The organism is Nguyenibacter vanlangensis (genome assembly GCF_038719015.1).
GTDB classification, from domain to species: Bacteria; Pseudomonadota; Alphaproteobacteria; order Acetobacterales; family Acetobacteraceae; genus Gluconacetobacter; species Gluconacetobacter vanlangensis.
Genome location: NZ_CP152276.1, coordinates 3,053,317 through 3,076,488, shown reverse-complemented (window position 1 = coordinate 3,076,488; position 23,172 = coordinate 3,053,317). Strand labels below are relative to the sequence as shown.

24 protein-coding genes are annotated in these 23,172 nt (G+C 65.9%); 11 read left to right on the top strand and 13 right to left on the bottom strand.

The window, feature by feature from the left end; genetic code table 11:
• Nucleotides 1-114 precede the first annotated feature (114 nt).
• Entirely contained in the window at nucleotides 115-3,168 is a 3,054-nt protein-coding gene (locus tag AAC691_RS14355) for a TonB-dependent receptor domain-containing protein (RefSeq protein ID WP_342627406.1), read from the top strand.
• A 119-nt stretch (nucleotides 3,169-3,287) separates the two neighbouring features.
• Here the strand turns inward: AAC691_RS14355 and AAC691_RS14350 are convergent, their stop codons facing one another.
• The 5 genes from AAC691_RS14350 to trpB form a co-directional block, all read right to left on the bottom strand.
• On the bottom strand, nucleotides 3,288-4,277 hold the full coding sequence (locus tag AAC691_RS14350; protein ID WP_342627405.1) for a nucleoside hydrolase: 990 nt from the start codon (nucleotides 4,275-4,277) through the stop codon (nucleotides 3,288-3,290).
• A 20-nt stretch (nucleotides 4,278-4,297) separates the two neighbouring features.
• Nucleotides 4,298-5,647 carry a folylpolyglutamate synthase/dihydrofolate synthase family protein gene (locus AAC691_RS14345; protein WP_342627404.1) on the bottom strand — a complete coding sequence of 450 codons (1,350 nt, stop codon included), beginning with the start codon at nucleotides 5,645-5,647 and terminating at the stop codon, nucleotides 4,298-4,300.
• A gap of 13 nt (nucleotides 5,648-5,660) precedes the next feature.
• The gene (gene accD, locus AAC691_RS14340; protein WP_323989318.1) at nucleotides 5,661-6,536 is read right to left on the bottom strand and encodes an acetyl-CoA carboxylase, carboxyltransferase subunit beta; all 876 of its coding nucleotides are present in this window, start codon (nucleotides 6,534-6,536) and stop codon (nucleotides 5,661-5,663) included.
• Nucleotides 6,537-6,658: 122 nt separating this feature from the next.
• Complete coding sequence (gene trpA, locus AAC691_RS14335) at nucleotides 6,659-7,483, bottom strand: tryptophan synthase subunit alpha (RefSeq protein WP_342627403.1); 825 nt, start codon at nucleotides 7,481-7,483, stop codon at nucleotides 6,659-6,661.
• Complete coding sequence (gene trpB / locus AAC691_RS14330; protein ID WP_342630225.1) at nucleotides 7,480-8,694, bottom strand: tryptophan synthase subunit beta; 1,215 nt, start codon at nucleotides 8,692-8,694, stop codon at nucleotides 7,480-7,482. The genes trpA and trpB overlap by 4 nt, the downstream gene beginning before the upstream one ends.
• A 184-nt stretch (nucleotides 8,695-8,878) precedes the next feature.
• Between trpB and AAC691_RS14325 the strand changes: the two genes are divergently transcribed.
• Together AAC691_RS14325 and rho are read left to right on the top strand one after the other, a co-directional pair.
• Entirely contained in the window at nucleotides 8,879-9,871 is a 993-nt protein-coding gene (locus AAC691_RS14325) for a magnesium transporter CorA family protein (protein ID WP_323989320.1), read from the top strand.
• Nucleotides 9,872-10,145: 274 nt separating this feature from the next.
• Complete coding sequence (gene rho, locus AAC691_RS14320; protein WP_176638948.1) at nucleotides 10,146-11,456, top strand: transcription termination factor Rho; 1,311 nt, start codon at nucleotides 10,146-10,148, stop codon at nucleotides 11,454-11,456.
• Between the two features lie 96 nt (nucleotides 11,457-11,552).
• On the opposite strand, the gene AAC691_RS14315 is transcribed toward rho, so the two are convergent.
• Nucleotides 11,553-11,933 (bottom strand): hypothetical protein, encoded by a 381-nt coding sequence (locus AAC691_RS14315; RefSeq protein WP_176638947.1) that lies wholly within the window; start codon nucleotides 11,931-11,933, stop codon nucleotides 11,553-11,555.
• Between the two features lie 245 nt (nucleotides 11,934-12,178).
• Nucleotides 12,179-12,658, bottom strand: coding sequence for a sugar O-acetyltransferase (locus AAC691_RS14310; RefSeq protein WP_246285333.1), 480 nt, complete (start codon nucleotides 12,656-12,658; stop codon nucleotides 12,179-12,181).
• 241 nt (nucleotides 12,659-12,899) lie between these two features.
• On the opposite strand from AAC691_RS14310, the gene AAC691_RS14305 reads away from it, so the two are divergent.
• Nucleotides 12,900-13,769, top strand: a complete 870-nt coding sequence (locus AAC691_RS14305; RefSeq protein ID WP_342627402.1) for a peptidylprolyl isomerase — start codon at nucleotides 12,900-12,902, stop codon at nucleotides 13,767-13,769.
• A 117-nt stretch (nucleotides 13,770-13,886) separates the two neighbouring features.
• Here AAC691_RS14305 and AAC691_RS14300 read toward each other — a convergent pair whose 3' ends face one another.
• Entirely contained in the window at nucleotides 13,887-14,378 is a 492-nt protein-coding gene (locus AAC691_RS14300; protein ID WP_342627401.1) for a redoxin domain-containing protein, read from the bottom strand.
• Between the two features lie 86 nt (nucleotides 14,379-14,464).
• Here AAC691_RS14300 and AAC691_RS14295 point away from each other — a divergent pair, with 86 nt between their 5' ends.
• Nucleotides 14,465-15,097, top strand: coding sequence for a TetR/AcrR family transcriptional regulator (locus tag AAC691_RS14295; RefSeq protein WP_342627400.1), 633 nt, complete (start codon nucleotides 14,465-14,467; stop codon nucleotides 15,095-15,097).
• A 39-nt stretch (nucleotides 15,098-15,136) separates the two neighbouring features.
• Here the strand turns inward: AAC691_RS14295 and AAC691_RS14290 are convergent, their stop codons facing one another.
• Nucleotides 15,137-16,021, bottom strand: coding sequence for a LysR family transcriptional regulator (locus AAC691_RS14290; RefSeq protein WP_342627399.1), 885 nt, complete (start codon nucleotides 16,019-16,021; stop codon nucleotides 15,137-15,139).
• A gap of 113 nt (nucleotides 16,022-16,134) precedes the next feature.
• Here AAC691_RS14290 and AAC691_RS14285 point away from each other — a divergent pair, with 113 nt between their 5' ends.
• From AAC691_RS14285 to yghU, 4 genes are all read left to right on the top strand, one after another.
• Nucleotides 16,135-16,815, top strand: coding sequence for a glutathione S-transferase N-terminal domain-containing protein (locus tag AAC691_RS14285; RefSeq protein WP_342627398.1), 681 nt, complete (start codon nucleotides 16,135-16,137; stop codon nucleotides 16,813-16,815).
• A gap of 58 nt (nucleotides 16,816-16,873) precedes the next feature.
• Nucleotides 16,874-17,968, top strand: a complete 1,095-nt coding sequence (locus AAC691_RS14280; protein WP_342627397.1) for an alkene reductase — start codon at nucleotides 16,874-16,876, stop codon at nucleotides 17,966-17,968.
• Between the two features lie 105 nt (nucleotides 17,969-18,073).
• Nucleotides 18,074-18,748, top strand: coding sequence for a peroxiredoxin-like family protein (locus tag AAC691_RS14275; RefSeq protein WP_342627396.1), 675 nt, complete (start codon nucleotides 18,074-18,076; stop codon nucleotides 18,746-18,748).
• Between the two features lie 216 nt (nucleotides 18,749-18,964).
• Entirely contained in the window at nucleotides 18,965-19,840 is an 876-nt protein-coding gene (yghU, locus tag AAC691_RS14270; protein ID WP_342627395.1) for a glutathione-dependent disulfide-bond oxidoreductase, read from the top strand.
• Between the two features lie 24 nt (nucleotides 19,841-19,864).
• Here yghU and AAC691_RS14265 read toward each other — a convergent pair whose 3' ends face one another.
• Genes AAC691_RS14265 through msrB form a run of 4 tightly spaced genes read right to left on the bottom strand, consistent with a single transcriptional unit; the run spans nucleotide 19,865 to nucleotide 22,237 of the window.
• Nucleotides 19,865-20,506, bottom strand: a complete 642-nt coding sequence (locus AAC691_RS14265) for a DUF1109 domain-containing protein (protein ID WP_342627394.1) — start codon at nucleotides 20,504-20,506, stop codon at nucleotides 19,865-19,867.
• Nucleotides 20,496-21,026 (bottom strand): sigma-70 family RNA polymerase sigma factor, encoded by a 531-nt coding sequence (locus AAC691_RS14260; RefSeq protein WP_342627393.1) that lies wholly within the window; start codon nucleotides 21,024-21,026, stop codon nucleotides 20,496-20,498. Before AAC691_RS14260 ends, AAC691_RS14265 begins: the two co-directional genes overlap by 11 nt.
• A gap of 29 nt (nucleotides 21,027-21,055) precedes the next feature.
• Nucleotides 21,056-21,760, bottom strand: a complete 705-nt coding sequence (msrA, locus tag AAC691_RS14255; RefSeq protein ID WP_342627392.1) for a peptide-methionine (S)-S-oxide reductase MsrA — start codon at nucleotides 21,758-21,760, stop codon at nucleotides 21,056-21,058.
• Between the two features lie 12 nt (nucleotides 21,761-21,772).
• The gene (gene msrB / locus AAC691_RS14250; RefSeq protein ID WP_323989332.1) at nucleotides 21,773-22,237 is read right to left on the bottom strand and encodes a peptide-methionine (R)-S-oxide reductase MsrB; all 465 of its coding nucleotides are present in this window, start codon (nucleotides 22,235-22,237) and stop codon (nucleotides 21,773-21,775) included.
• 153 nt (nucleotides 22,238-22,390) lie between these two features.
• On the opposite strand from msrB, the gene AAC691_RS14245 reads away from it, so the two are divergent.
• The gene (locus AAC691_RS14245; protein WP_342627391.1) at nucleotides 22,391-22,633 is read left to right on the top strand and encodes a hypothetical protein; all 243 of its coding nucleotides are present in this window, start codon (nucleotides 22,391-22,393) and stop codon (nucleotides 22,631-22,633) included.
• A 123-nt stretch (nucleotides 22,634-22,756) separates the two neighbouring features.
• Nucleotides 22,757-23,032: a pentapeptide MXKDX repeat protein gene (locus AAC691_RS14240; protein WP_342627390.1), complete on the top strand. Its 276-nt coding sequence runs from the start codon at nucleotides 22,757-22,759 to the stop codon at nucleotides 23,030-23,032.
• The last annotated feature ends 140 nt before the right edge of the window (nucleotides 23,033-23,172 follow it).

Below are 23,172 nucleotides of genomic sequence, written 5' to 3'. Positions count from 1 at the left end.
TGTTTGTTTCTATTTTACATTATGTTGCGAAAGTTTCAGGAAACGCACATAATGGAACAAACGTCCCTCATATCTGTTCGGCGTCGGAATATTTTCCTTTTGGCCTTCACGGCAATGAGCGGGACGCTCTCTCCCGCCTTCGCCCAGAACGCGGCGACGACGCCGCATGCGCATGCGGCCCGCACGCACCATGCCAAGCCGGCCGTGAAAGCCCAGAAATCGGCGGCGGTTGCGCAACCTGCTTCCGTCGTTCCGCCCCCACGGCCGGCCAATGCGGTGGCCATGGTGCAGACGGCGGCCATACCGACGGTCCCGGCCGAGGCCGAAAATGTCGTCGTGACCGGCTCTCTGATCCGCGATCCGAACTTCCGCAGCGCCTCCCCCATGACGCACCTGACCACCCGCGACCTGCAAATGCGCGGCATCACCACGGCGGCGCAGGCTTTGCAGCAATTGGCTTCCAACGGCTCGGGCAATCTGCCGGCCTCGTTTTCCTCCAACGGCGCCTTCGCGGCAGGCGCATCGGCACCGTCGCTGCGTGGCCTGACGACGGACTCGACCCTCGTGCTCATGGACGGACAACGCCTGGCCTACTATCCGCTTTCCGACGATGGCGAACGTAACTTCGTCGACGTCAACTGGATGCCGATGTCGATCATGCAGGCGGTCGACGTCCAGAAGGACAGCGCATCCGCCACCTACGGCGCCGATGCCGTCGCGGGGGTGATCAACTTCATCACCCGCAAGGAAATCAAGGGTTTCGAAGCCAATGCCGAAGGCGGCTTAAGCGGCCAGGGCGATGCCGGCCACCAGCGCCTCTACGCCACCTATGGGCATGGCGACCTCGATCGCGACAACTACAATTTCTACGTCAATGCCGAATACCAGAATGACGACATGCTGTACAACCGGCAGCGTGGCTACCCCTACGATACCGGCGATCTGACCGGCATCGGCGGCTATAACGCCAATCCCAACGCGATCCAGGCCGATGGCTCGGTCGTCGGCATCGGATCGACCACCACGGCGCTCGTACGCCCGGTGTCGGTCGGTGCGGGGGGCACCCTTACACCGCTCGGCGGGCTTCAACCCCTTGGCGGCGGTTGCGGAAACCTGACCACCCACAATGTGCCGGCCGGCGCCTTTCCCGGCAGCACCGGCAATTTCGCAAACACCGTGTGCGAACAGAACCTGGTGGGCAACTACCGGGTGATCGACCCCGAAGATCGCCGCATCAGCACGACCGCCCATTTCACCACCCGTCCGTGGGAACGCGCCGAACTGACGGCGATGTTCACCTATGCGCAGAACACAAGCTATAATACGGGCGCGGGCACCAGTGGGGCGCCTGTCAGCATCCGCTCGCAAAGCCGTTCGGGCGACATCAACTTCGCCAACATCACGCTTCCGGCGATGCTGTCCAACGGACAACCGAATCCTTACGATCCATGGGCCGCGCAGGGCCAGCCGGCGCAGATCTTCTATCTGTTCGGCGACCTGAACCCCAGTTCCACCCAGTTCAACCAGGCCTATCGCGGCTCGGTCCGCCTTTCGGGGTGGGAGCCCTCGAACTGGGGATCGGACTGGAAATATAACGCATCGTTCGTCGGCATGACGGATGACCTGGAATATGACCGGAACGGCTATCCGATCTTCAGCCGCGTCCGGCAGGCGATCAACGATGGCAGCTATAATTTCCTCGACCCGTCACAGAACTCGGCCGCCATCCGCAACTGGATCGCGCCGCGATCGGTGCAGCATTCGGATTCTTCGGAATATTCGGGCGAGGCGACCCTGCAGAAGGGCCTGTTCCGCCTGCCGGGCGGCATGGTCAACCTGGTCATCGGCGGCAACATTCGGTATGAATCTCTGAACAACCCCAGCGCCAACCCCGACGACCCGAGCAATCCGAGCGCCCAGTACATGGGCATCAACGGATTTTACGCGAAGGGCAGCCGCTGGGTCGAATCCGGCTTCTTCGAAACGAATATCCCGGTCGTCAAATATTTCAGCGCCGACGTATCCGGCCGTTACGACAATTACTCGGTCGGGTATGACCATTTCTCGCCCAAGGTCGAAGCCCTGGTGAAGCCGGTCAAGGAATTCACGCTACGCGGCACCTTCTCGAAGGGCTTCCGCGTGCCGAGCTTCGCCGAGACCAACAGCCAGACGATCGGATACATCACCTACAACCCGGCCGGCGATCCGAACGCAGCGGCATTCCTTGCCCAGCACCCGAATGCCTCGGGCACGGGGCCGGACGCCTATGCGCAGTCATACAGCCTGGCGCTCAACACGGTCGGCAATCCCGCCGTCAAGCCCGAACTGTCGACCAGCTTCACCGGCGGTGCCGTCGTTCAGCCGACACGCTGGCTCAACATGAGCGTCGATTATTATTACATCAAGAAAGACAATTATATCACGACCGCAAACCAATCCACGGCCCTGGCGGCGTATTATGCCGGCGCCGGCATGCCGTCGGGCATCTCGGTCATACCGGACGTTGCCGATCCGGACCATCCCGGCGCGATGGCCCGTCCCGGGATCGTCAATCTCGGCTACATCAACGGCGCCACCCTGGTGACCGACGGGCTGGACCTCGCGCTGGACGCCAATGTCCCGCTGCCGGGCAAGCTGTCGAAGATAAAATGGTACAGCAAGGGCGAGGCCACATACGTCTTCCGCTACAACATCACCTATCCGGGTCTCGGCACCGAACGTTTCGCGGGCACGCTCGGACCGGCCAATACGACCTCGGCGTCGGGAACCCCCCGCTGGCGCGCCAACTGGGCCAACACCTTCACTTATGACAAGCTGTCGCTGACCACGACCGTCTATTACACCAGCGGCTACAAGCTGACCGCCGAGGACTATACCGGTCCGGGCACGCGCAACGACTGCGCGCAGGCCGCCACCGGCTTCGCGGGCGAAACGACGTTGGACGGCAGCCCGATCCGCTGCAATGCTTCCCATTTCTGGGACATCGACCTCACGCTGGCCTACCGCTTCAACAAACGGTTCACGGCCTATGCCAACATGTACAATGTCGCCAACTGGAGGCCCCCGCTGGATCTGGGTACCTATGGCGGATATCTGTACAACCCGGCCTGGGCAGGAGCCGGCATGCTGGGCCGCGCCTTCCGCTTCGGCGTCAACGTGACGCTCTGAGCCAGGTCTTTTCCGGCATCTTCACCCCCGTTCAAATGATTCCATTTGAACGGGATCTGCTTGCATAACGGCTGCCCTGTCGCTGTATGCGAGGCCGGACCGTCGAGCCGGGGGCCCCGTCAGACGCCGAACGTCTCGGCATACAGCGTCAGCGCCCCGGCCGCGTCGACATCCACCGCCACCGCCTGCGCCGGATGGACGTCCCAGGCCGGCAGGGGCGGGCAGGGCACGCCGTCCGGCTTCTGGATCGTCTGGCCGTCGGCGATCCCGCCGCACGCCACGCGGACCGGCCCCCGCCGCAGGGTGAAGAGATGCGGCGCCATCACCTGGATCACCGCCAGGCTGTCATGGGCGAAGATCCCGGCCAGCCCGCGCGACCGCTCGTGGAATGCCTGGTAGAAGCGCGACACGGCGCGCAGGAACACCCCGTCCGCGCCGCCCGCCGCCCCCAGCCGGTCCAGATAGGCGGCGTCCATCACCACATGCTGCGTCACGTCCAGCCCCAGCATCGTCACCGGCCAGGGCGCGGTCACCACCCGGTCCGCCGCCTCGGGGTCGGACAGGATGTTGGCCTCGGCCACCGGCGAGACGTTGCCCCGATGGCCGCGCGTGCCGAACGCCCCGCCCATCAGGCTGACCCCGGCCACCAGCCCGGCGATCTCGGGATCATGCGCCAGCGCCAGCGCCAGGTTGGTCAGCGGCCCCACGGCGATCAGCGTCACCTCGCCCGGATGGGCCCGCACCAACTCGACGATCACCTGCCAGGCCGGGCGCGGATCGGCCGCCCGGACCGACGGATCGGCCAGCAGCCCGGTCAGCGGCCCGGTCAGCGGAATGTCGCCCAGCCCGTTCGCGCCATGCACGTGCGGCGCGCCATGTCCGCGCGCGCGGGCCAGCGGCGCCGCCGCCCCCCGCGCCACCGGCACCGACAAATCCATCCGGTCGGCCAGCCACAGCGCGTTGCGCGTGACGGTGCCGATATCCAGGTTGCCGAACACCGTGGTCACCGCCAGCAGGTCGAATTCCGGCCGCCGCGTCAGGAAGCGCAGCGCCATCGCATCGTCCACACCGGGATCGGTGTCGAAAATCACCTTGTGCCGCCGCATCATGCCCTCCTCGGCAAGTCCCGTCAGCGGGCCGTCCAGCCATCCTGGCGCAACGCCACGCCGGCCAGATACAGGCTGCCGCAGATCACCACCCGCCCCGGCCGCGCGTCCGGCGCCGCCGCCAGACGCTCCAGCGCCGCGCGGATCGTCGGGCCCGGTATCGCCCGGCCCGACGATGCCGCGATGATCGCCTCGATCGGCAGCGCCAGATGCTGGTCCTCTTCGGCCACCGCCTGCACGCTGGCGGCATGAGGCAGCATCGGCGCCAGGAAGCCCGCTACATCCTTGGTCTGCTTCATGCCGACCACCAGATGCACCGGCCGGTCGGACCAGCGCGACAGCACGTCCGCCAGCGCCTGGCCGGCCCCGGGATTATGCCCGCCATCCAGCCACAATTCCCAGCCGGCGGGCAGCAGCCCGGCCAGCGCGCCGTGCAGGCGCTGCATCCGCGCCGGCCATTCCGCGCGGGCGATCCCGCCCCAGCCGGCCGCGGGCACCACCAGCCCGCTGGCGCGCAGCGCCGCCACCGCCAGGCCGGCATTGTCCACCTGATGCGCGCCGGACAGCGCGGGCGGCGGCAGGTCCAGCACGCCTTCGCCGTCCGCATAGCGCAATCCGCCCGGTACGGACGCGACCGACCAATCCTCGTCGCGCACCAGCAGGCGGGCGCCGCGCTCGGCCGCCACGGCGCGCAGCACCGCCATCGCCTCCGGCGCCTGGCGGCCGGTCACCACGGGCACGCCCGGCTTCATGATCCCGGCCTTCTCGCCGGCGATCGCCGCCACGCTGTCGCCCAGGAACGATTCGTGATCCATCGAAATCGCGGTGATCGCGCAGGCGGCCGGACGCGCCAGCACGTTGGTGGCGTCGAAGCGCCCGCCCAGCCCGACCTCGATGACGGCCAGCCGCGCCGGATGCCGCGCGAACAGCACGAACCCCGCCGCCGTCAGCACCTCGAACACCGTGATCGGCGCGCCGTCATTGGCGCGCTCGACCTCCTCCAGCACCGCCACCAGTTCGTCGCTGGACACGATGCGCCCCGCCACGCGGAACCGTTCGGTCACGTCCACCAGGTGCGGCGAGGTCATGACATGCACCGGCCAGCCCGCCTGTTCGCCGATGGCGCGCAGGCAGGCGCAGGTGCTGCCCTTGCCGTTGGTCCCCGCGACATGGATCACCGGCGGCATGTGCGCCTCGGGGTGGCCCAGCCGCGCCAGCAGCGCCTCCAGCCGGCCCAGCGACAGGTCGATCAACGCCGGATAGAGCCGGTTCAGCCGCTCCAGCACCACCCCGGCGCGGCCGACGAATTCCGGTCCCAGGACGGGAGAGACGGACGTCGAAGAAACGGACGTCGAAACGGGGGCAGGGGGCATGGCGATCCCGCGATCAGGCGGCCGGACGGGCCGGCTCGGCGGCCTGGCGATGGTTCAGCAGCCCGATCAGCCGCCCCAGCATCTCCGGCAGGTCGGCACGCTTGACCACCATGTCGATCATGCCGTGCTCCAGCAGATATTCCGCCCGCTGGAACCCGTCGGGCAGCTTCTCGCGCACCGTGTCCTCGATCACCCGCGGCCCGGCGAAGCCGATCAGCGCGTTCGGCTCGCTGATCTGCACGTCGCCCAGCATGGCGAAGGACGCGGTCACCCCGCCGGTGGTCGGATGGGTCAGCACGACGATGTAGGGCAGGCCGGCCTCGCGCAGCATCTGCACCGCCACCGTGGTGCGCGGCATCTGCATCAGGCTGATCAGCCCTTCCTGCATCCGCGCCCCGCCCGAAGCGGTAAAGACGATCAGCGGCGTCTTCTGCAGCACCGCCAGCCGCGCCGCCGCGACGAACGCCTCGCCCAGCGCCGCGCCCATCGTACCGGCGATGAACTCGAAGGCCATCACCGCCACCACCGCGTCATGACCGCCGATCCGGCCGTGCGCCACCGCCATCGATTCGTCGAGCTGCGACTTGGCGCGCTCGTCCTTCAGCCGCTCGGTATAGCGCTTGCGGTCCCTGAAGGTCAGTGGATCGACCGGCGCCTTCGGCAGCTCGATGCGCGTGCATTCTCCCTGATCGAACGTCCAGGCGAACCGCTCGGCCACCGAGGCCCGCATATGGTGGCCGCAATGCGGACAGACATTCAGCCCCTTCCGCAGATCCTTGACCAGGATCATCTGGCCGCAGGATTCGCAGTTGGTCCACAGATTGTCCGGTACTTCGCGCTTGAGCAGACCGCGGATCTTGGGGCGGACATACTCGGTCAGCCAGCTCATGCCACCTCTCCATGACGCGGGGCCCCCGGCCCCGGAAAACTGCCCTCATACAATCTGGGGGCAGGGAACGCCAGAGCGCGCCCCGGCGCACACTCCGATAGGGGGCCGGGACCGGCACGGCGTCAGCCGCGCGCGCCGCGCACCGCCTCGGCCAGGGCACGCAGTTGCGCCAGCACGCGCGGCAGCGTCTCGCCGGTCGCGCGTCCCTCGGCATCCAGCGTGCCCTCCAGGGTCGCGATCAGCGCCGAGGCCACCACCGCCGCGTCGGCCACCCGCACCGCCGCCGCCGCCTGCTCGGGCGTGCGGATGCCGAACCCGATCGCCACCGGCAGGCCGGTCGCCGCCCGCAGCAGCGGCAGCGCCGCCGCCAGTTCCTCGGTGCTGGCGGTGCGCGTGCCCGTCACCCCGGTGATGCTGACATAATAGATGAAGCCCGAGGCATGGCCGCACACCAGCCCCAGCCGGTCGCCGACGGTGGTCGGCGCCACCAGCCGGATGATATCCAGCCCGTGCGCGGCCGCAGCCCCCTCCAGCAGGTCGGCCTCTTCCGGCGGCAGGTCGACGACGATCAGCCCGTCCACCCCGGCCCGCGCCGCATCGGCGCAGAACCGCGCCGGGCCATAGGCCTCGATCGGGTTCAGATAGCCCATCAGCACGATGGGCGTCTCGTCGTCCTCCGCACGGAAGCGTGCCACCATGTCCAGCACGCGCGCCATGCTCGACCCGGCCTTCAGTCCGCGCCGTGCGGCGGCCTGGATGATCGGCCCGTCGGCGCTGGGGTCGCTGAACGGCACGCCGATCTCGATCAGGTCCGCTCCGGCCCCCGGCATCGCCCGCAACAGCGCCAGCGACGTCTCGCAATCCGGGTCGCAGGCCTGCAGGTAGGGGATAAGGGCGCCGCGTCCCTGCGCCTTCAGGGCGGCGAAGCGGCGGGCGATACGGCTCACAATGTCACTCCAAGATGTGCGGCGACGGTAAAGATGTCCTTGTCCCCCCGGCCGGAGATATTCACCACCAGCAGCGTCTCGGGGCTCAGCGCGGGCGCGATCCGCGCGGCATGGGCCACCGCATGCGCCGATTCCAGCGCCGGGATGATCCCCTCGGTGCGGGTGCAGAGCTGAAAGGCCGCCAGCGCGTCGTCATCGGTCGCACCCACATATTCGACGCGGCCGATATCGTGCAGCCAGGCATGTTCCGGCCCGATGCCCGGATAATCCAGCCCGGCGCTGATCGAATGCGCCTCGTCGATCTGGCCGTCCGCATCCTGCAGCAGATAGGTCCGGTTGCCGTGCAGCACCCCCGGCCGCCCCCGCAGGATCGACGCCGCGGTCTCGCCGGAATCCAGCCCGCGCCCGGCGGCCTCGACCCCGATCAGCCGCACCGACGGCTCGTCCAGGAACGGGTGGAAGATCCCCATCGCGTTCGACCCGCCGCCGATCGCGGCGACCACCACGTCCGGCAGCCGCCCCTCGGCCTCGTGCATCTGCGCGCGCGTCTCCTCGCCGATCACCGACTGGAAGTCGCGGACCATCTGCGGATAGGGATGCGGCCCCGCCACCGTGCCGACCAGGAAATAGGTGTCGCGCACATTGGTCACCCAATCGCGCATCGCCTCGTTCATCGCATCCTTCAGCGTGCCGGCGCCGGCGGTCACCGGCACGACCTCGGCCCCCAGCAGGCGCATGCGGAACACGTTGGGCTTCTGCCGCTCGACGTCGGTGGCGCCCATGTAGATGACGCACGTCATGCCGAACAGCGCGCAGACCGTGGCGGTCGCCACCCCATGCTGGCCCGCCCCGGTCTCGGCCACGATGCGCGTCCGGCCCATCCGCCGTGCCAGCAGGATCTGACCCATGACGTTGTTGAGCTTGTGCGAACCGGTATGGTTCAGCTCCTCGCGCTTCATGTAGATCCGCGCCCCGCCCAGTTCCTCGGTCAGGCGCCGCGCGAACCACAACGGGCTGGGCCGGCCCACGTAATCCCGCAGATAGTAATCCAGCTCGCGGCGAAAGGCCGGGTCGGCCTTGGCGGCCTCGTAGGCCGCGTCCAGCTCCAGCACCAGCGGCATCAGGGTCTCGGCCACGAACTGGCCGCCGAAGATGCCGAACCGGCCGCGCGCGTCGGGGCCGCCGCGCAGGCTGTTGGCGCCCCCCGGCATGCCGGCCGTGCCGCGCTCGGTTGCGCTGGGATCTGCTGCGCTCACGTCGTTCTCCACAAGCCTTGGATACGGGATGTCCCGTGTTCTGGACCGCATGGCCGAAAATTACCAGCCTCCTGGCGATTTGACAGCCCGCCCGCCCCCGCCGATACCGGATCGGGAACAGCAGGAATGACGCGCCGCCATGTTTCTCGCCCATCCGCCCGGCGAACCGGCCCGGACGGTGACCGACGCCGCCGACTTCGCCGGGGCCGCCTGGCTGGACCTGATCGACCCGACGCCCGAGGAGCAGGCCCTGGCCGCCCGCCTGACCGGCCAGCGCATTCCCACCCGCGAAGCACTCGAGGAAATCGAAAGTTCCTCGCGCCTGTTCATGGAGGATGACGCGGTCTATCTCTCCACCCCGCTGATACGCCGCACGCCCGACGATTTCTTCGTCTCGCCGGTCGGCTTCGTGCTGATGCGCGACCGGCTGCTGACCATCCGCTTCACCGCCTTCTCGGCCTTCGAGACCGTCGCCCGCCAGATCGAAGACCAGAAACGCGCCGACGGGCACGAAGCCCCGACATCCGACGAGATCGCGATCCGCCTGATGGAAGCGGTGGTGGACCGCCTGGCCGACATCCTCGAGCATCTGGGCCAGGCGCTCGACGTGCTGTCGCGCGACATCTTCCAGGCCGGGGGCCCGCAGCGCGGCGCCGGCCAGCTCGACCGCACCCTGCGCGCCCTGCTGCGCCGGGTCGGCCGCTCGGGCGACCTCGCCTCGTCGGTGCGCGACAGCCTGCTGGGGCTGGAACGGGTGGCGATCTTCATCAGCGAGAACAAGCGCCACACCGTGTCGGACCGGCTTGCCGGCCGGCTGGCGACCGTGGTGCGCGACATCGCCTCGCTGAACGATTTCGTGGCCCAGACCACCAACAAGGTGCAGTTCCTGCTCGACGCCACCCTGGGCTTCATCAGCATCGCACAGAATAACGGCATGAAGATCCTGACCGTGGTCAGCTTCATCGGCGTTGCGCCCACCCTGGTGGCGGGCATCTACGGCATGAATTTCCACGATATCCCCGAACTGGGCTGGCGCTACGGCTACGGCTATGCGCTGGGACTGATCGCGGCCACGATCGTCCTGCCGCTGCTGTGGTTCTGGCGGCGCGGCTGGCTGGGCGACGGCATGTAGCGGCCCGCCCGCAGCGCCCGCCTGCAACGCCCACCTGCAACGTAAGTGTGATGCCCCGGCCACGGCCCGGCCCCCCGCCACGCTTGACCTTCAGGGCACGACTACCTAAAGTGGCGAGCATCGCAGGCGGAATTCTTCCGCCCGGCGCTCCCTCCGTCTGGAACGTTGTCGACCGTCTGCCGGCACTCCCGGCCTTCTGGCAGGCGCGCATGCGCCATATCCGTGGTCAACCTGTTCCCTCCCGTACGTGACCTGCCCATTCAAGGCATCCTGAATGCATCTCGCCGAACTCAAGGCCAAAACTCCCGCGGATCTTCTGGCGTACGCCGAAGGCCTGCAGATCGAAAACGCGTCGTCCCTGCGCAAGCAGGACATGATGTTCGCCATCCTCAAGACGCTCGCCGACAATGACCAGGCGATCCATGGCGAAGGCACGCTGGAAATCCTGCCCGACGGGTTCGGCTTCCTGCGTTCGCCCGAGGCGAACTACCTGCCCGGGCCCGACGATATCTATATCTCGCCCAGCCAGGTCCGCCGCTTCGGCCTGCGCACCGGCGACACGGTCGAGGGCCAGATCCGCGCCCCGCGCGACGGCGAGCGCTATTTCGCGCTGCTCAAGGTCAACACGATCAATTTCGAACCGCCCGAGGCGGTCCGCCACCGCATCAACTTCGACAATCTGACGCCGCTCTATCCCGAACGGCGCCTGAAGATGGAAGTCGAAGCCAACGCCGTAGGCGGCGAGCCCGAGAAAATCGAGAAGGGTGGCAAGGGGTCCAAGGGCACGCCCAAGGATTTCACCCCCCGCGTGATCGACCTGGTCTCGCCGATCGGCATGGGCCAGCGCGCGCTGATCGTCGCCCCGCCCCGCACCGGCAAGACCGTGATGCTGCAAAGCATCGCCTCGTCGATCTCGGCCAACCATCCCGAAGTCTTCCTGATCGTCCTGCTGATCGACGAACGTCCGGAAGAAGTCACCGACATGGCCCGCTCGGTGCGCGGCGAGGTCGTGTCCTCGACCTTCGACGAACCGGCGACCCGCCACGTCCAGGTCACCGAAATGGTGCTGGAAAAGGCCAAGCGCCTGGTCGAGCACAAGCGTGACGTCGTCATCCTGCTCGACTCGATCACCCGCCTGGCCCGCGCCTACAACACCGTCGTCCCCTCGTCGGGCAAGGTGCTGACCGGCGGCGTGGACGCCAACGCCCTGCAGCGCCCCAAGCGCTTCTTCGGCGCCGCCCGCAATATCGAGGAAGGCGGCTCGCTGACCATCATCGCCACGGCGCTGATCGACACCGGCAGCCGCATGGACGAGGTGATCTTCGAAGAGTTCAAGGGCACCGGCAACTCGGAACTGATCCTCGACCGCAAGCTCGCCGACAAGCGCACCTTCCCGGCCATCGACATCACCAAGAGCGGCACCCGCAAGGAAGAATTGCTGGTCGAACGCTCCGAGCTGTCCAAGATGTGGGTGCTTCGCCGCATCCTGGCCCCGATGGGCACGATGGACGCCATGGACTTCCTGCTGGACAAGCTGAAATACAGCAAGACCAACCGGGATTTCTTCGACGCGATGAATACCTGATCCGCCTCGCCCACCGGCCCGCCTTGTGAGCCATGGGCACCGAAGCACCGGAAACGCGCGCAGGATCGCCGCCAGCGCGCATTTCCGGCCAGGCTTTCAGCAGCCGTCGCCACGCATCGTCCAGGCCGTCACCTTGTCGTTGAACAGTTCGAAGGTGGTCTGGCACGTGCTTACATAGGCGCCATCCCACCACGGACCGCCCCAGCCCCAGCCAGGCCCCCAGCCCGGACCGCCCCACCGGCCGTACCAGCCCCAGCCGCCGCCGGTATAATAGTAGTTGGTGTCATAACTGATATAGGCGAGGAACGTGTGCCCATCCGCCTGATACACGCGGGTCGGCACGCCGAACTGGCGCACCACGTCCACCGCGGGACGGTCGAGCATCGCATTCAGCAGCGCGCGTTGCTCGGGGCTCGGAACCTCACAGGCCGTAAACGCCAGCAGCGCAGCCAGCGGAAGAAATCTCGCGTATGTCATGGTGGCAATCTCTTCCAGCCCATGGGGGCACCCCCTCATGGATGCAACCCATGCGCGCAGCCTAGGTAGGGACCTGCACCGCCAGAACAATCGCCCCCATGGCGTATGACAAATATTTCAATTCTCTCCCGAGATCGGTCGCGACTCTTCTGGGAGAGTATTCCCCGGCCAGCACCATCCGGGCGCTGCCCGGACCCGGCAGGGGCCTCGGGTCCCCGCACCCTGGTCTGCAAGCAGATGGTCCCTCAATCGTCGCCGATCGAACGAATGACCCGCGCCGGATTCCCGCCGACGAGCGTATTCGCGGGAACGTCCCGGGTGACGACCGCCCCCGCCGCGACGACCGAATTCTCGCCCACCGTCACGCCGCCGATGATGGTCGCGCCGGCCGCGATCCACACGTTTTTCTCAATCACGATGGGCTTTCCGATTATGGCGGTGCGTCGCTGCGCAGGCTCGACCGGGTGGCCGGTCGTGATAAGGCTCACATTCGGCCCGATCATCACATCGTCCGCGATGTCGAGGCCGCCCAGATCATAGAACGTGCAGTTCTGATTGACGAAGACACGGCGCCCGACCCGGATTTCATTTCCGCCGGCGGTATAGAATGGCGGGATCAGCAAAAAGCTCTCATCCACCTTTGTACCGATCAGTTCGCTGAACACGGCCCGAATCTCGTCCGCATCATCGAACGTCAGACGGTTCAGCCTGGTGGTGATCGCCATGGCGCGTCTGACATGTGCCAACATGGCGGCCGATTCCGGCGTCCGGCTGTAAATAACCCTGGCGTGAGCGTCAGTCGGCATGCGTCATGGTCCTCGGGCTGCGGTCGCAGCATGCATTTCGGCGCGCAAGGGGCACCGGGGGTTCGCGGAATATAACCGCCGGCCACGGCAGGCCGGACATGGAAAAATCGGCGGTTTTTCGTCTTGCCGCTGCCCTGTCGCGGCAGGCATGATCGCCGCCATGCGCCGCATCCTGCCGATCTTCGCTTTGCTGCTCCCGACCATGGCGATCGCGGCGCCCGGCCCGTCCGAAATCGTGGCGCATGCGCCGGACGCGGCCTGGGCCGACGTGCCGGCGGACCGGCTGCTGGTCATGACGCTGGGCGACGGCACCCGGATTCCGATCGAACTCGCGCCGCAATTCGCGCCGGCGCATACCGGCAATATCATACGGCTGGCCCGCGCGCACCGATGGGACGGCGGGGCGATCATCCGCGTGCAGGACGATTACGTCGTGCAATGGGCCCCGCACGACGAAAAGGCCAACCTGCCCACCGGCTTCATCGCCCATCCCCCGGCCGAATACGACCGCCCGCGCCAGGGAATCGCCGTTCGTCCGCTTGGTTTTTCCGATCCCTATGCACCGGCGGCGGGCTTTGCGGCCGGGTGGCCGGTGGGGATGGACCAGGACCGCGTCTGGCTCGCGCATTGCTACGGCATGATCGGCGTCGCGCGCGACATGCCGCCCGATACCGGCGACGGGCAGGAACTCTACGCGGTCAACGGCGAAGCACCGCGTCAGCTCGATCGCAATCTCGCGCTCGTAGGCCGGGTCCTGACAGGCATGGATCATCTCGGCGCGTTGCCGCGCGGGACGGGCGCTTTGGGATTTTATGCTAATAATGCCCGCAAAGTCGCGATCCGCACCATAACACTTGCAACTGACCTGCCCCTCGGGCAACAGCCGCATCTCCAGGTGATGCGCACCGACAGCCCGGCCTTCGCGGCCTATCTCGACGCCCGCGCCAACCGCACCGATCCGTTCTATGTCCATCCCGCCCGCGGCGTCGCGCTGTGCAATGTCCCGGTGCCGACGCGCGCGAAGCCGTAAACGGAAGATCACGTCTTCGTCGTTTTAGCCGATCATGCTCGATGCCAGAGGCGGCTTTCTTCCACTGAACCGGGCATCTTCACCCGTTCAAACGATTCCGTTTGAATGCGATCTGCTCTAGCTCGGCAAGGAACGCATGAACGCGACCAGTCGGATCACGTCGCCGGGGACGAGGCGGCCTATGGCTCGGGTCGAATAGACGGCATTCACGATCGATCCGTCCGGCGCGAGGACAAAGCCGGTCGTTTCCAGAAAATGTCCACGGCCGGGATGCCGCATGTCATATGCGCCGGTGCGTGCGACGATCGTGTCGACATCAGCCGAATGCCCGAGCGGGAACGGCCAGCCGTGCCTGGCAGCGAATGCGGCGGACGCGGCCTCGTCGTCGACCGAGAATGCCATGACTCGGATCGCCGCCTCCGACAGCGCGTCGGCGGCGTGCGCGAATGCGGCAATCTGTTCGTTGCAGAACGGGCACCAATGGCCGCGGTAAATCAGGATGACCCTGTATTCCCCGTCGAAATCGCGGGCCGGATGAAGCGTTCCGCCGCCGACTTGCGGGATTGCGAGATCCGGAAATTTGTCACCGTTCTTGAGTTGCTCGGCCATCTGTTCCTCAGCAATCTGGATTATGTTGGGCAGGCATGCGATTTCCATAGTGGACTGTCCAGTCCATTATGTGAAAGCACGAAGCCATGGGCCGCGAAACCACGATCATGAACCGTCCTCTGACCCCGCGCGGAGCCGCGACGAAGCGGCGCATCGTCGCGGCCGCGGCCGAACTGGTCTATGCGCGCGGTGCGGAGCACGTGAGTCTGGACGAGGTGATGGACATCACGAACACGAGCAAATCCCAGCTCTACCATTACTTCGCCAACAAGGAGGCCCTGGTTCGCGAAGTCATCGCCCTGCAGACCAGCCGCATCGTGGAAGCCAACGCGGCCTATCTCGGCGCGCTCGATTCCTTCGCCGCGCTCCGTGCCTGGGGAGACATGATCGTCGCGGCCTACCGGGCCAGCGGCGGCGTGGGCGGATGCCCCGTCGGCTCGCTCGCAAACGAATTATCGACCCGTTCGGAGGACGCCAGGCTGCTGCTGAAACAGAGTTTTTCGACCTGGGCCACGGTGATCGCAAACGGTCTGCGTCGGATGCTGCAGGATGGCCAACTCCGCCCCGATGCCGATGTCGACGGGGTGGCCATTGCCATGGTGGCGGCGGTTCAGGGGGGCATACTTCTGGCAAAGACGGCTCGCGACGCCCGGTCACTGGAATGCGCGGTCGATATGGCGCTTGCCTATGTGGAACGGCATCGCTCATGCCGAACATGATGGCTCCGCCGCCGTCGCAGTTTCAGCGAAGCGGCTGACTCACTCGGGCGATCTCATGATCTCTTCGACGAACGATGCGAACTGGCGCGCTTTCGCGGTCATCATGTGCCCGACGGGAAACACGGCCCAGAGATCGATCGAGGGCAACGACCAGGCCTTCAGCACCCTGACGACGGCGCCGTTTTCCAGTTCCGGGCCAAACATCCAGTCCGAGGCGATCGTCAACCCCATATCGGTCAGGATCGCGGCACGCAGTCCTTCAGCGGCGCTGACGCGCAGACGTCCGGTGACGGAAACCGAAACCGCCGCACCATCGCGCGTGAACGACCATACGCTCGGCAACTGGCTGTAGACGATCGCCTCGTGATTTGCGAGATCCGCAGGGCTTTGCGGCATTCCGGCCCGCGCGAGATAAGCCGGCGTTGCCAGTACCGATCGGCCGCCGGTGGCGATTTTCCGGGCAACTGCCGTGGAATCCGAGAGCGCACCCAGGCGCAGCGAAATATCCACGCCCTCGGCCATAAGGTCGATCATGCGATCGTCGAGAATGATATCGACGTCGAGATGCGGGTGAGCCGCCAGGAATTGCGGCAGCCTCGGGATGACATGCAATCGCGCGAATGTCGTCGCGGCGGAAACGCGCAGCCGCCCGGACAGGCCCGTCCCCGCCCCCTTCGCGGCAAGCTCCGCCTCGTCCGCTTCCTGGAGGGCGTTTCGTGCCCGCTCATAGAAGCGTTGTCCCGCCTCGGTCGGCGTCAGCCCATGTGTGGAGCGGATGAGCAGACTGACCTGAAGCCGGGATTCGAGCTGTGCGATGGTCTTGGAGACGGCCGGCTGCCCGACATTGAGATGACGCGCGGCTGCCGAAAACGAGCCGCTCTCCACCACCCGCACGAACGTCGCCATCGCCTGATATCGATCCATGCCATTCCTCCCGGGAATGGTGCTTATCACCTCGACATACCTGCCATGTCGAGCGGCAAGGAGACATGTTTTTCACATGCCCGGGCAGGCCGGGCCAGAAGGAAGGCGTCTCGATGCCCGGTTCATTCATACGCGCGGCGGCCGAAGACGCACGGCCGCTGTTTGATGTTTATACGTTCGCGACGCCGAACAGCGTCAAGGTGCCGATCGCGCTCGAGGAGCTTGGTCTTTCCTATACACTGCATGGCGTCAATGTCCGCAAGGGCGAGCAAAAGACGCCGGAATTCCTGGCGCTCAATCCCAACGGCAAGGTGCCGGTCCTGCTGGATCGGACCGTGGAGAACGGCCCCTTCGTCCTGACGGAATCCGCCGCGATCCTCGTTTATCTTGCCGAGAAGACGGGTCAGCGTCTACCCGCCGGCGGCGATGCGCGCGCACGCGTCTTCGAGCAGCTCTTCTTTCATGCCTCCGGCCTGAGTCCGGCTTTCGGCCAGTCCGGCTTCTTCCAGCGTTTCGCCGCCGAGCCGCAGCCCATCGCGATAGAGCGCTTCTCCAGCGAAGCGAAACGCACCCTGGGCGTACTCGACGGCGTGCTGGCGAACCGCCCATTCGTTGCCGGCGAGGTGTTCACCATCGCCGATATCGCCCATTTCGGCTGGTTGTGGCGACGCGCTTTCGCGGGGGTGTCGTTCGAGGACGCGCCCAACGTCGCGCGCTGGTACGGAACAATCGAAGCGCGTCCGGCCGTGCAGCGCGGCATTGCCCGCGTCGAGGCGCTCGTCCCCCAAGATTGACACCCTTTAAGACTGGCACCCTTTAAGACTGGCACCCTTTCCAGACAAGGAACCCCTCATGTCCATGCTTTTCACGCCGTTCGGGGCGGGCGCGCTGTCGCTCGACCATCGGGTCGTCATGGCGCCGTTGACCCGCCTGCGTTCGGAACCCGGCGACATGCCGGGGGCGCTGATGCGGGAATACTACACGCAGCGCGCGTCCCGCGGCGGGCTTATCGTTTCGGAAGCGACCCCCGTTGCGCGGCAGGGGTACGGCTATGCCGGCGCGCCCGGAATTTACGACGACGCCCAGATCGCGGGCTGGCGCACGGTCACCGACGCGGTGCATGCCCACGGCGGCAGGATCGTCATGCAGCTCTGGCATGTCGGGCGTCAGTCCCATCACGACCTGCAGCCGGACGGCGCCGCACCCGTCGCCCCGTCCGCGATTCAGGCGGAGGGATACGCCTATACCGCAAACGGCCCGGTACCGTTTTCCATGCCGCGTGCCCTGGAACGCGACGAAATTCCGGCAATCATCGAGCAGTTCCGCCAGGGTGCCGCGCGTGCGAAAGCGGCCGGTTTCGACGGCGTGGAGATCCACGGCGCCAATGGCTACCTGCCGGACCAGTTCCTGCAGGACGGCACCAACCATCGCACCGACGAATATGGCGGCCCGATCGAAAATCGCGCGCGCTTCCTGCTCGAAATCACGCAGGCGGCGATCGACGTCTGGGGGGCCGGTCGCGTGGGCGTACGGCTGAGCCCAAGCGGCACCTATGGCGCGATGTCCGATAGCAATCCACAGAAAACCTTCGGCTATGTCGCGGAGAAACTGAACGGTATGGGCATCGCCTACCTGCATGTCGTCGAGCCGCGCATCAGGGGCACAGAATTGATCGCCGAGGGCGATGCGGTCGCGGCCAGGACTCTGCGCGGTGTGTTCAGCGGCACGCTCATCGCCGCCGGCGGCTTCGACGGCGCGGGCGCGGAGGCGATCATTCGGGCGGGTGACGCCGATGCGGTCGCATTCGGGCGGCATTTCATCAGCAATCCCGACCTGCCGGAACGCCTGCGGCACGACCTGCCGCTTACCCCTTACGACCGGTCGACCTTCTACGGCGGCGGGGCACATGGCTATGTCGACTATCCGCAATACGAAACCGTCGCCTGACCCCATTCCGGCGCGGAATGACGGATAATCGTCCGCGCCTTCGTCCCCGGGATAACGGGTCGTTCCATTTTCATCCCGTCACGACCATCAATGAAGGAAACAACGATGTCTCTGCAAGCGAAGCTCGATGCGTTCAAGGCCGATTTCGAGGCCGGCAAGCCGCCCTATAACGTGCCGTACTCGGTCATCGAGGTGATGCACCGCGCCACCGCGGAACTGATCGCGTCCGGCGCCGCCGAAAGGGCGCTCAAGGCGGGTGACAAGGCCCCTTCCTTTACGCTGAACGATCCGGACGGCACCCCCGTCTCGTCCGCCGACCTGCTGGCGAAGGGTCCGCTGGTCGTCAGCTTCTATCGCGGCGTCTGGTGTCCCTATTGCAACATGGAACTCCAGGCGCTTGAAGCGGCGCTGCCGTCGTTCCGCGAACTCGGTGCCAGCCTGATCGCCATTTCGCCGCAGACTGCGGTGAACAGCCGCAAGTCGGTGCGCCAGAACGGACTGGATTTCCCGATCCTGTCGGACACGCACAACGATGTGGCCGCGAAGTTCGGCCTGCGTTTTGCACTGCCCGACTATCTGGTCGAACTCTACCAGAACCTGAAGAACGATCTGCCGGGCTTCAATGGCGACGATAGCTGGACGCTGCCGATGCCGGGCCGCTTCGTCATCGGCCGGGACGGCGTGATCCTCTATGCCGAGGTGAACCCGGATTACACGCGCCGTCCGGAGCCTGAAGACATGCTTCCGGCCTTGCGCAAGGCCTCGACTGTTACCGTCTGAGGCGGATCGCTATTTCCGAAAAACAAGGCAGGCGGGCCTGGGCATTAACCCAGTTCCGGCTGTTCGAGACTGTAGATCCACGGCCTGCCGCCGTCCGTGCCCGGCAAATCGGTACGGAGTACAGTCTCAAGAGCGGCTATGACGAAAAAAGCCGGCGCGCGCTGTTTCCATCCAACTATCCGCCGCCCATATAACCGACGTTCTGGAGAGCATCTGATGACCGACGATACCGATTACATCCCGCCCAGGGTCTGGACCTGGGACAAGGCCAGCGGCGGTACCTTCGCCAGCATCAACCGCCCGATCGCCGGGCCGACCCATGAGAAGGCGCTTCCCGTCGGCCGGCATCCGCTGCAGCTCTATTCGCTCGGCACGCCGAACGGACAGAAAGTCACCATCATGCTCGAGGAGTTGCTGGCGCTCGGGCATGCAGGCGCCGAATATGATGCGTGGCTGATCCGGATCGGCGAGGGCGATCAGTTCGGGTCAGGTTTCGTCGATATCAATCCCAATTCCAAGATTCCGGCACTGATGGATCGCAGCGGCGCGACGCCGGTTCGCGTCTTCGAATCCGGGGCGATCCTGCTCTATCTCGCGGAGAAGTTCGACGCCTTCCTGCCGAAGGAGCAGCCCGCGCGTGCCGAGACGCTGTCCTGGCTGTTCTGGCAGATGGGGTCGGCACCGTTCCTGGGCGGCGGGTTCGGCCATTTCTACGCCTATGCGCCGACGAAGCTGGAATATCCGATCAATCGCTATGCGATGGAAGTCAAACGTCAGCTCGACGTTCTCGACCGCCGGCTGGCGGAAAACGAATTCGTCGCCGGTGCCGAATATACGATCGCCGATATGGCGATCTGGCCGTGGTATGGCGGCCTGGTGAAGGGCTGGCAGTACGGCGCGGCGGAGTTTCTCTCGGTACAGGATTACAGGGACGTGCTGCGCTGGGCCGATCAGGTCTTCGCCCGTCCAGCGGTCCGGCGCGGTCGCAAGGTCAACCGTACCAGCGGGGCGTTATCGGACCAGCTTCATGAGCGGCACGACGCCAGCGATTTCGATACGAAAACGCAGGATAGGATCACGGACGCGCCTTGATGCGCGTCCATCACGGCCTGCCTTCTACCACCGCGTCAGCAATGGCAGGATAAGACGTGTCGCAAGGGTGACGACGACGCCGGCCGACAGGTACCATACCGCCAGATAGAGCGGATCGTCGAACGGGCAGGCCAATGCGAAGGTCAGCGCACCGAAGGCGGACGCGGCGATTCCCGCGGCCCATGCCGTGCCGCGGGAATCGGTCGGTGCGCCACGCCTTGCCAGCAGGCCGAGCGCCAGGGCGACGGGCAGGGAAAGCTCGACGATCTTGCGCGCGCAGACCAGGCCGTGCGCCGGGTCCAGCCGGTGCCACAGAACGGCCGGACCAGCCTGCAGGGCATCGACCAGCCACCCCAGACCCAGCATGACGAACGCCACGCCGCCGACGACGCGCAGACCGCGCCGCGGCGAGTGCGTCGGGCTGAGCGAGAGCAGCGCGGTGACGCCGCTGATGGAAGCGAGCGCCGCAAGACCGGCGGTTTTCCACCAGAAGCTGGGCATATGCATCGCATGCGGCATATCCGGGCGCATCAAGCCCGTCATTATCACCCAGGCGACCTCGCTGATGCCGAGGACCAGAAGTATGGCCGCGTCACGCCAGGGCGTCCGCCGCCTGACCGGACGCAGATCGGTCGCGAGCCGGTCGATCAGGGGATCAGTCGACATCACCACCTCGTATCACCATGTCGTTCATCCGTCCCAGCCCGCGGTGAATATTGACCTTGACCAGGGCAGCGGATTGTCCGGTGCGCCGCGCTGCCTCCTCGATGCTGAATCCCTGCAGCTTCACCAGCCGGATGACCTCGGCCTGCGCCGGCTTCAGCATGCCGAGCAGACGTTCCAGCGCATGGGTCGTGGTGACTCGTTCCTCGTGATCGGAAATCGCCAGATCGTCTTCGATCGGCACCATGTCCGCCCGGTTCTCGGCCCGCAGCCGGTCGATCCATTTATGGCGCGCGATCGCGGCCAGCCACGGCCCGAATCCCTGCGAGGGATCGAACGTGTGGCGTTTTTCATGCACCGCGAGCAGCGTGTCCTGCACGGCGTCATCGACCATGGGGGGCGGCAGCCGCCGGAGGAAGAAACGCCTCAGCCACGCAGCGGCCTCGGCGAGCACAAGCCGATAGGCATTGGCGTCGCCCTGCTGGGCTGCCGCCATCCAGTGACTCCATTCGGCTTCCGTCACTCTCGCTCCTGTTCCTGCCGCCCCTGCCCTTACGGTCCGCCGGGCGCGGCAAGCGTCAGGATCGGGCGATCGCGATAGTACGCGCCGTATACCATCTTCAGCGCCTCGATCCGAGGGGCATCATACGTTGCGATATAGGAATTTTCCGGATAACGCGCCGCGAAATTCTGGTGATAATCCTCGGCCGGATAGAAGCCATGGTCCGGGACGACCTGCGTCGCGATCGGACGCGCGAAGACATGCGCGGCGTTCAGTTGCCGGATATAGGCGCGCGCCTCCGTCTCCTGCTCCGGAGTGCGCGTGAACAGGACCGAGCGGTACTGGCTGCCGACGTCCGGAAATTGCCTGTTCACCTGTGTGGGGTCCAGCGCGACGGAGAAGAAGATACGCATCAGCGTGCCGTAGCTGACCTGCGTCGGATCGTACTCGACCACAACCGATTCCGCGTGCCCCGTATCGCCGCCTTCGACCGTCTCGTATTCGGCGGTGTCCTTCGTCCCGCCGTCATATCCCGCACGCGTCGCGGTGACGCCGCGTACGTGCTGGAAGACGCTCTGGACGCCCCAGAAACATCCTCCGGCGAAGACGGCGGTGGCATGATGGATCGTCGCGGGCGCTTGGGCGGCTGCCGGCGGCGGCAGACGCGTTGCGAACGGCGTTTCCGCGGCCTGGCACGCCATGCCGAGCGCACCCATGACAATGAGGGAGATGCAGAGTATTCCTGACCGTGTCATGATTGGATCCTCTCAGGCCGGGTGGAACGACAGGGCGACGCCGTTCATGCAGTAGCGCAGGCCCGTAGGCGGCGGGCCGTCGTCGAAAACATGGCCGAGATGGCTGCCGCAGGTCGCGCACAGCACCTCGGTCCGATCCATACCGAGCGTGTTGTCGGCGCGCTCCTGCACGGCATGCGGCAGGGCGCGGTAGAAACTCGGCCAGCCGGTGCCGCTTTCGAATTTCGTGGCGGCGTCGAACGCGGCGGTGTCGCAGCCGGCGCAGGCGAAGCGGCCAGGTCGATGTTCGTTCAGAAGGGGGCTCGACCACGGCGCTTCGGTGCCCGCTTCGCGCAGCACCTCGTATTGCGCGGGCGTCAGCAGGCGGCGCCATTCCGCGTCCGAATGCGAGACGGCATAGGACGGCGCGGCGCGGCCGGGGCGCGCGGCCAGCAGGAACGCGACCGAGGCAAGGCAGAACTGGCGGCGGGAGGTCATGGAACCGCTCCTTCACGGTGACAGGGTGCCCGGTTCTTCGGCGTGCCGGGGCCATCGGTTACGGACGGCGGCGGACTATCTTTTCGCATGAGCCTGTAACCATTCGCGGGCACGGGACGAACGGACCGACCTCATTCCCAGGAGGCCCCGCAGATGCCCCGACCGCGCCGCACGCCCGCGCTTGTCATCAGGATCACCCACCGGATCGGCGCGCCGTCGATGCTCGCCATGATTGGTAGCGGGTGGCAGATCTACAATGCCTCGCCCATCCTGCCGTTCACCTTTCCGCTGTGGATGACCTTGGGGGGACGGCTTGCCCGCGGGATCGCCTGGCATCTGCGTGAAGGGCAGGAGCGCGATCGGCTGCTGGTCCGGCGTGCCGCTTGCGGATCGTAAAATAATCCGCCCTCTGTAACCTCCGTCCTCCTGCAAGCGAAGAACAGGACAGTGGGATGGAATGGCCTATCCCGCAGAACTGTTTTTCAATTGAGGAGAAGCTTCATGGTCATTCGCCGTCTCATGGTCGCCGCCGCATTTTGTTCCAATATCGCCGTCGTGGGCGCCGCGGTTGCGCAGGATAGCATGTCGCATGACGCGATGATGCATAACAGCATGTCCAGAAATGCCATGTCGCACGACAGGATGGCGTCGAACACCATGTCGAAAGACGGCATGGGGAAACACGCGGACATCACCCATCACGGCATGGCGAAAAATTCGATGTCCAAGGATTCGATGAGCCATGACGGCATGATGATGGCGCCATCACATGACGGTATGTCCAAGCCCAACTGACAGGCTATCGCATTATCTGACTTGGGGGGCGATCGCCGAGGGAGTCTTTTTATTCGCTCGTCGTTCGCCCGCCAGTTTTAAAGCCCGCTTTTTCAAATTTTTCTCCAGAAGCGGACTTCCGCCGCCGCATTACGCTCTTT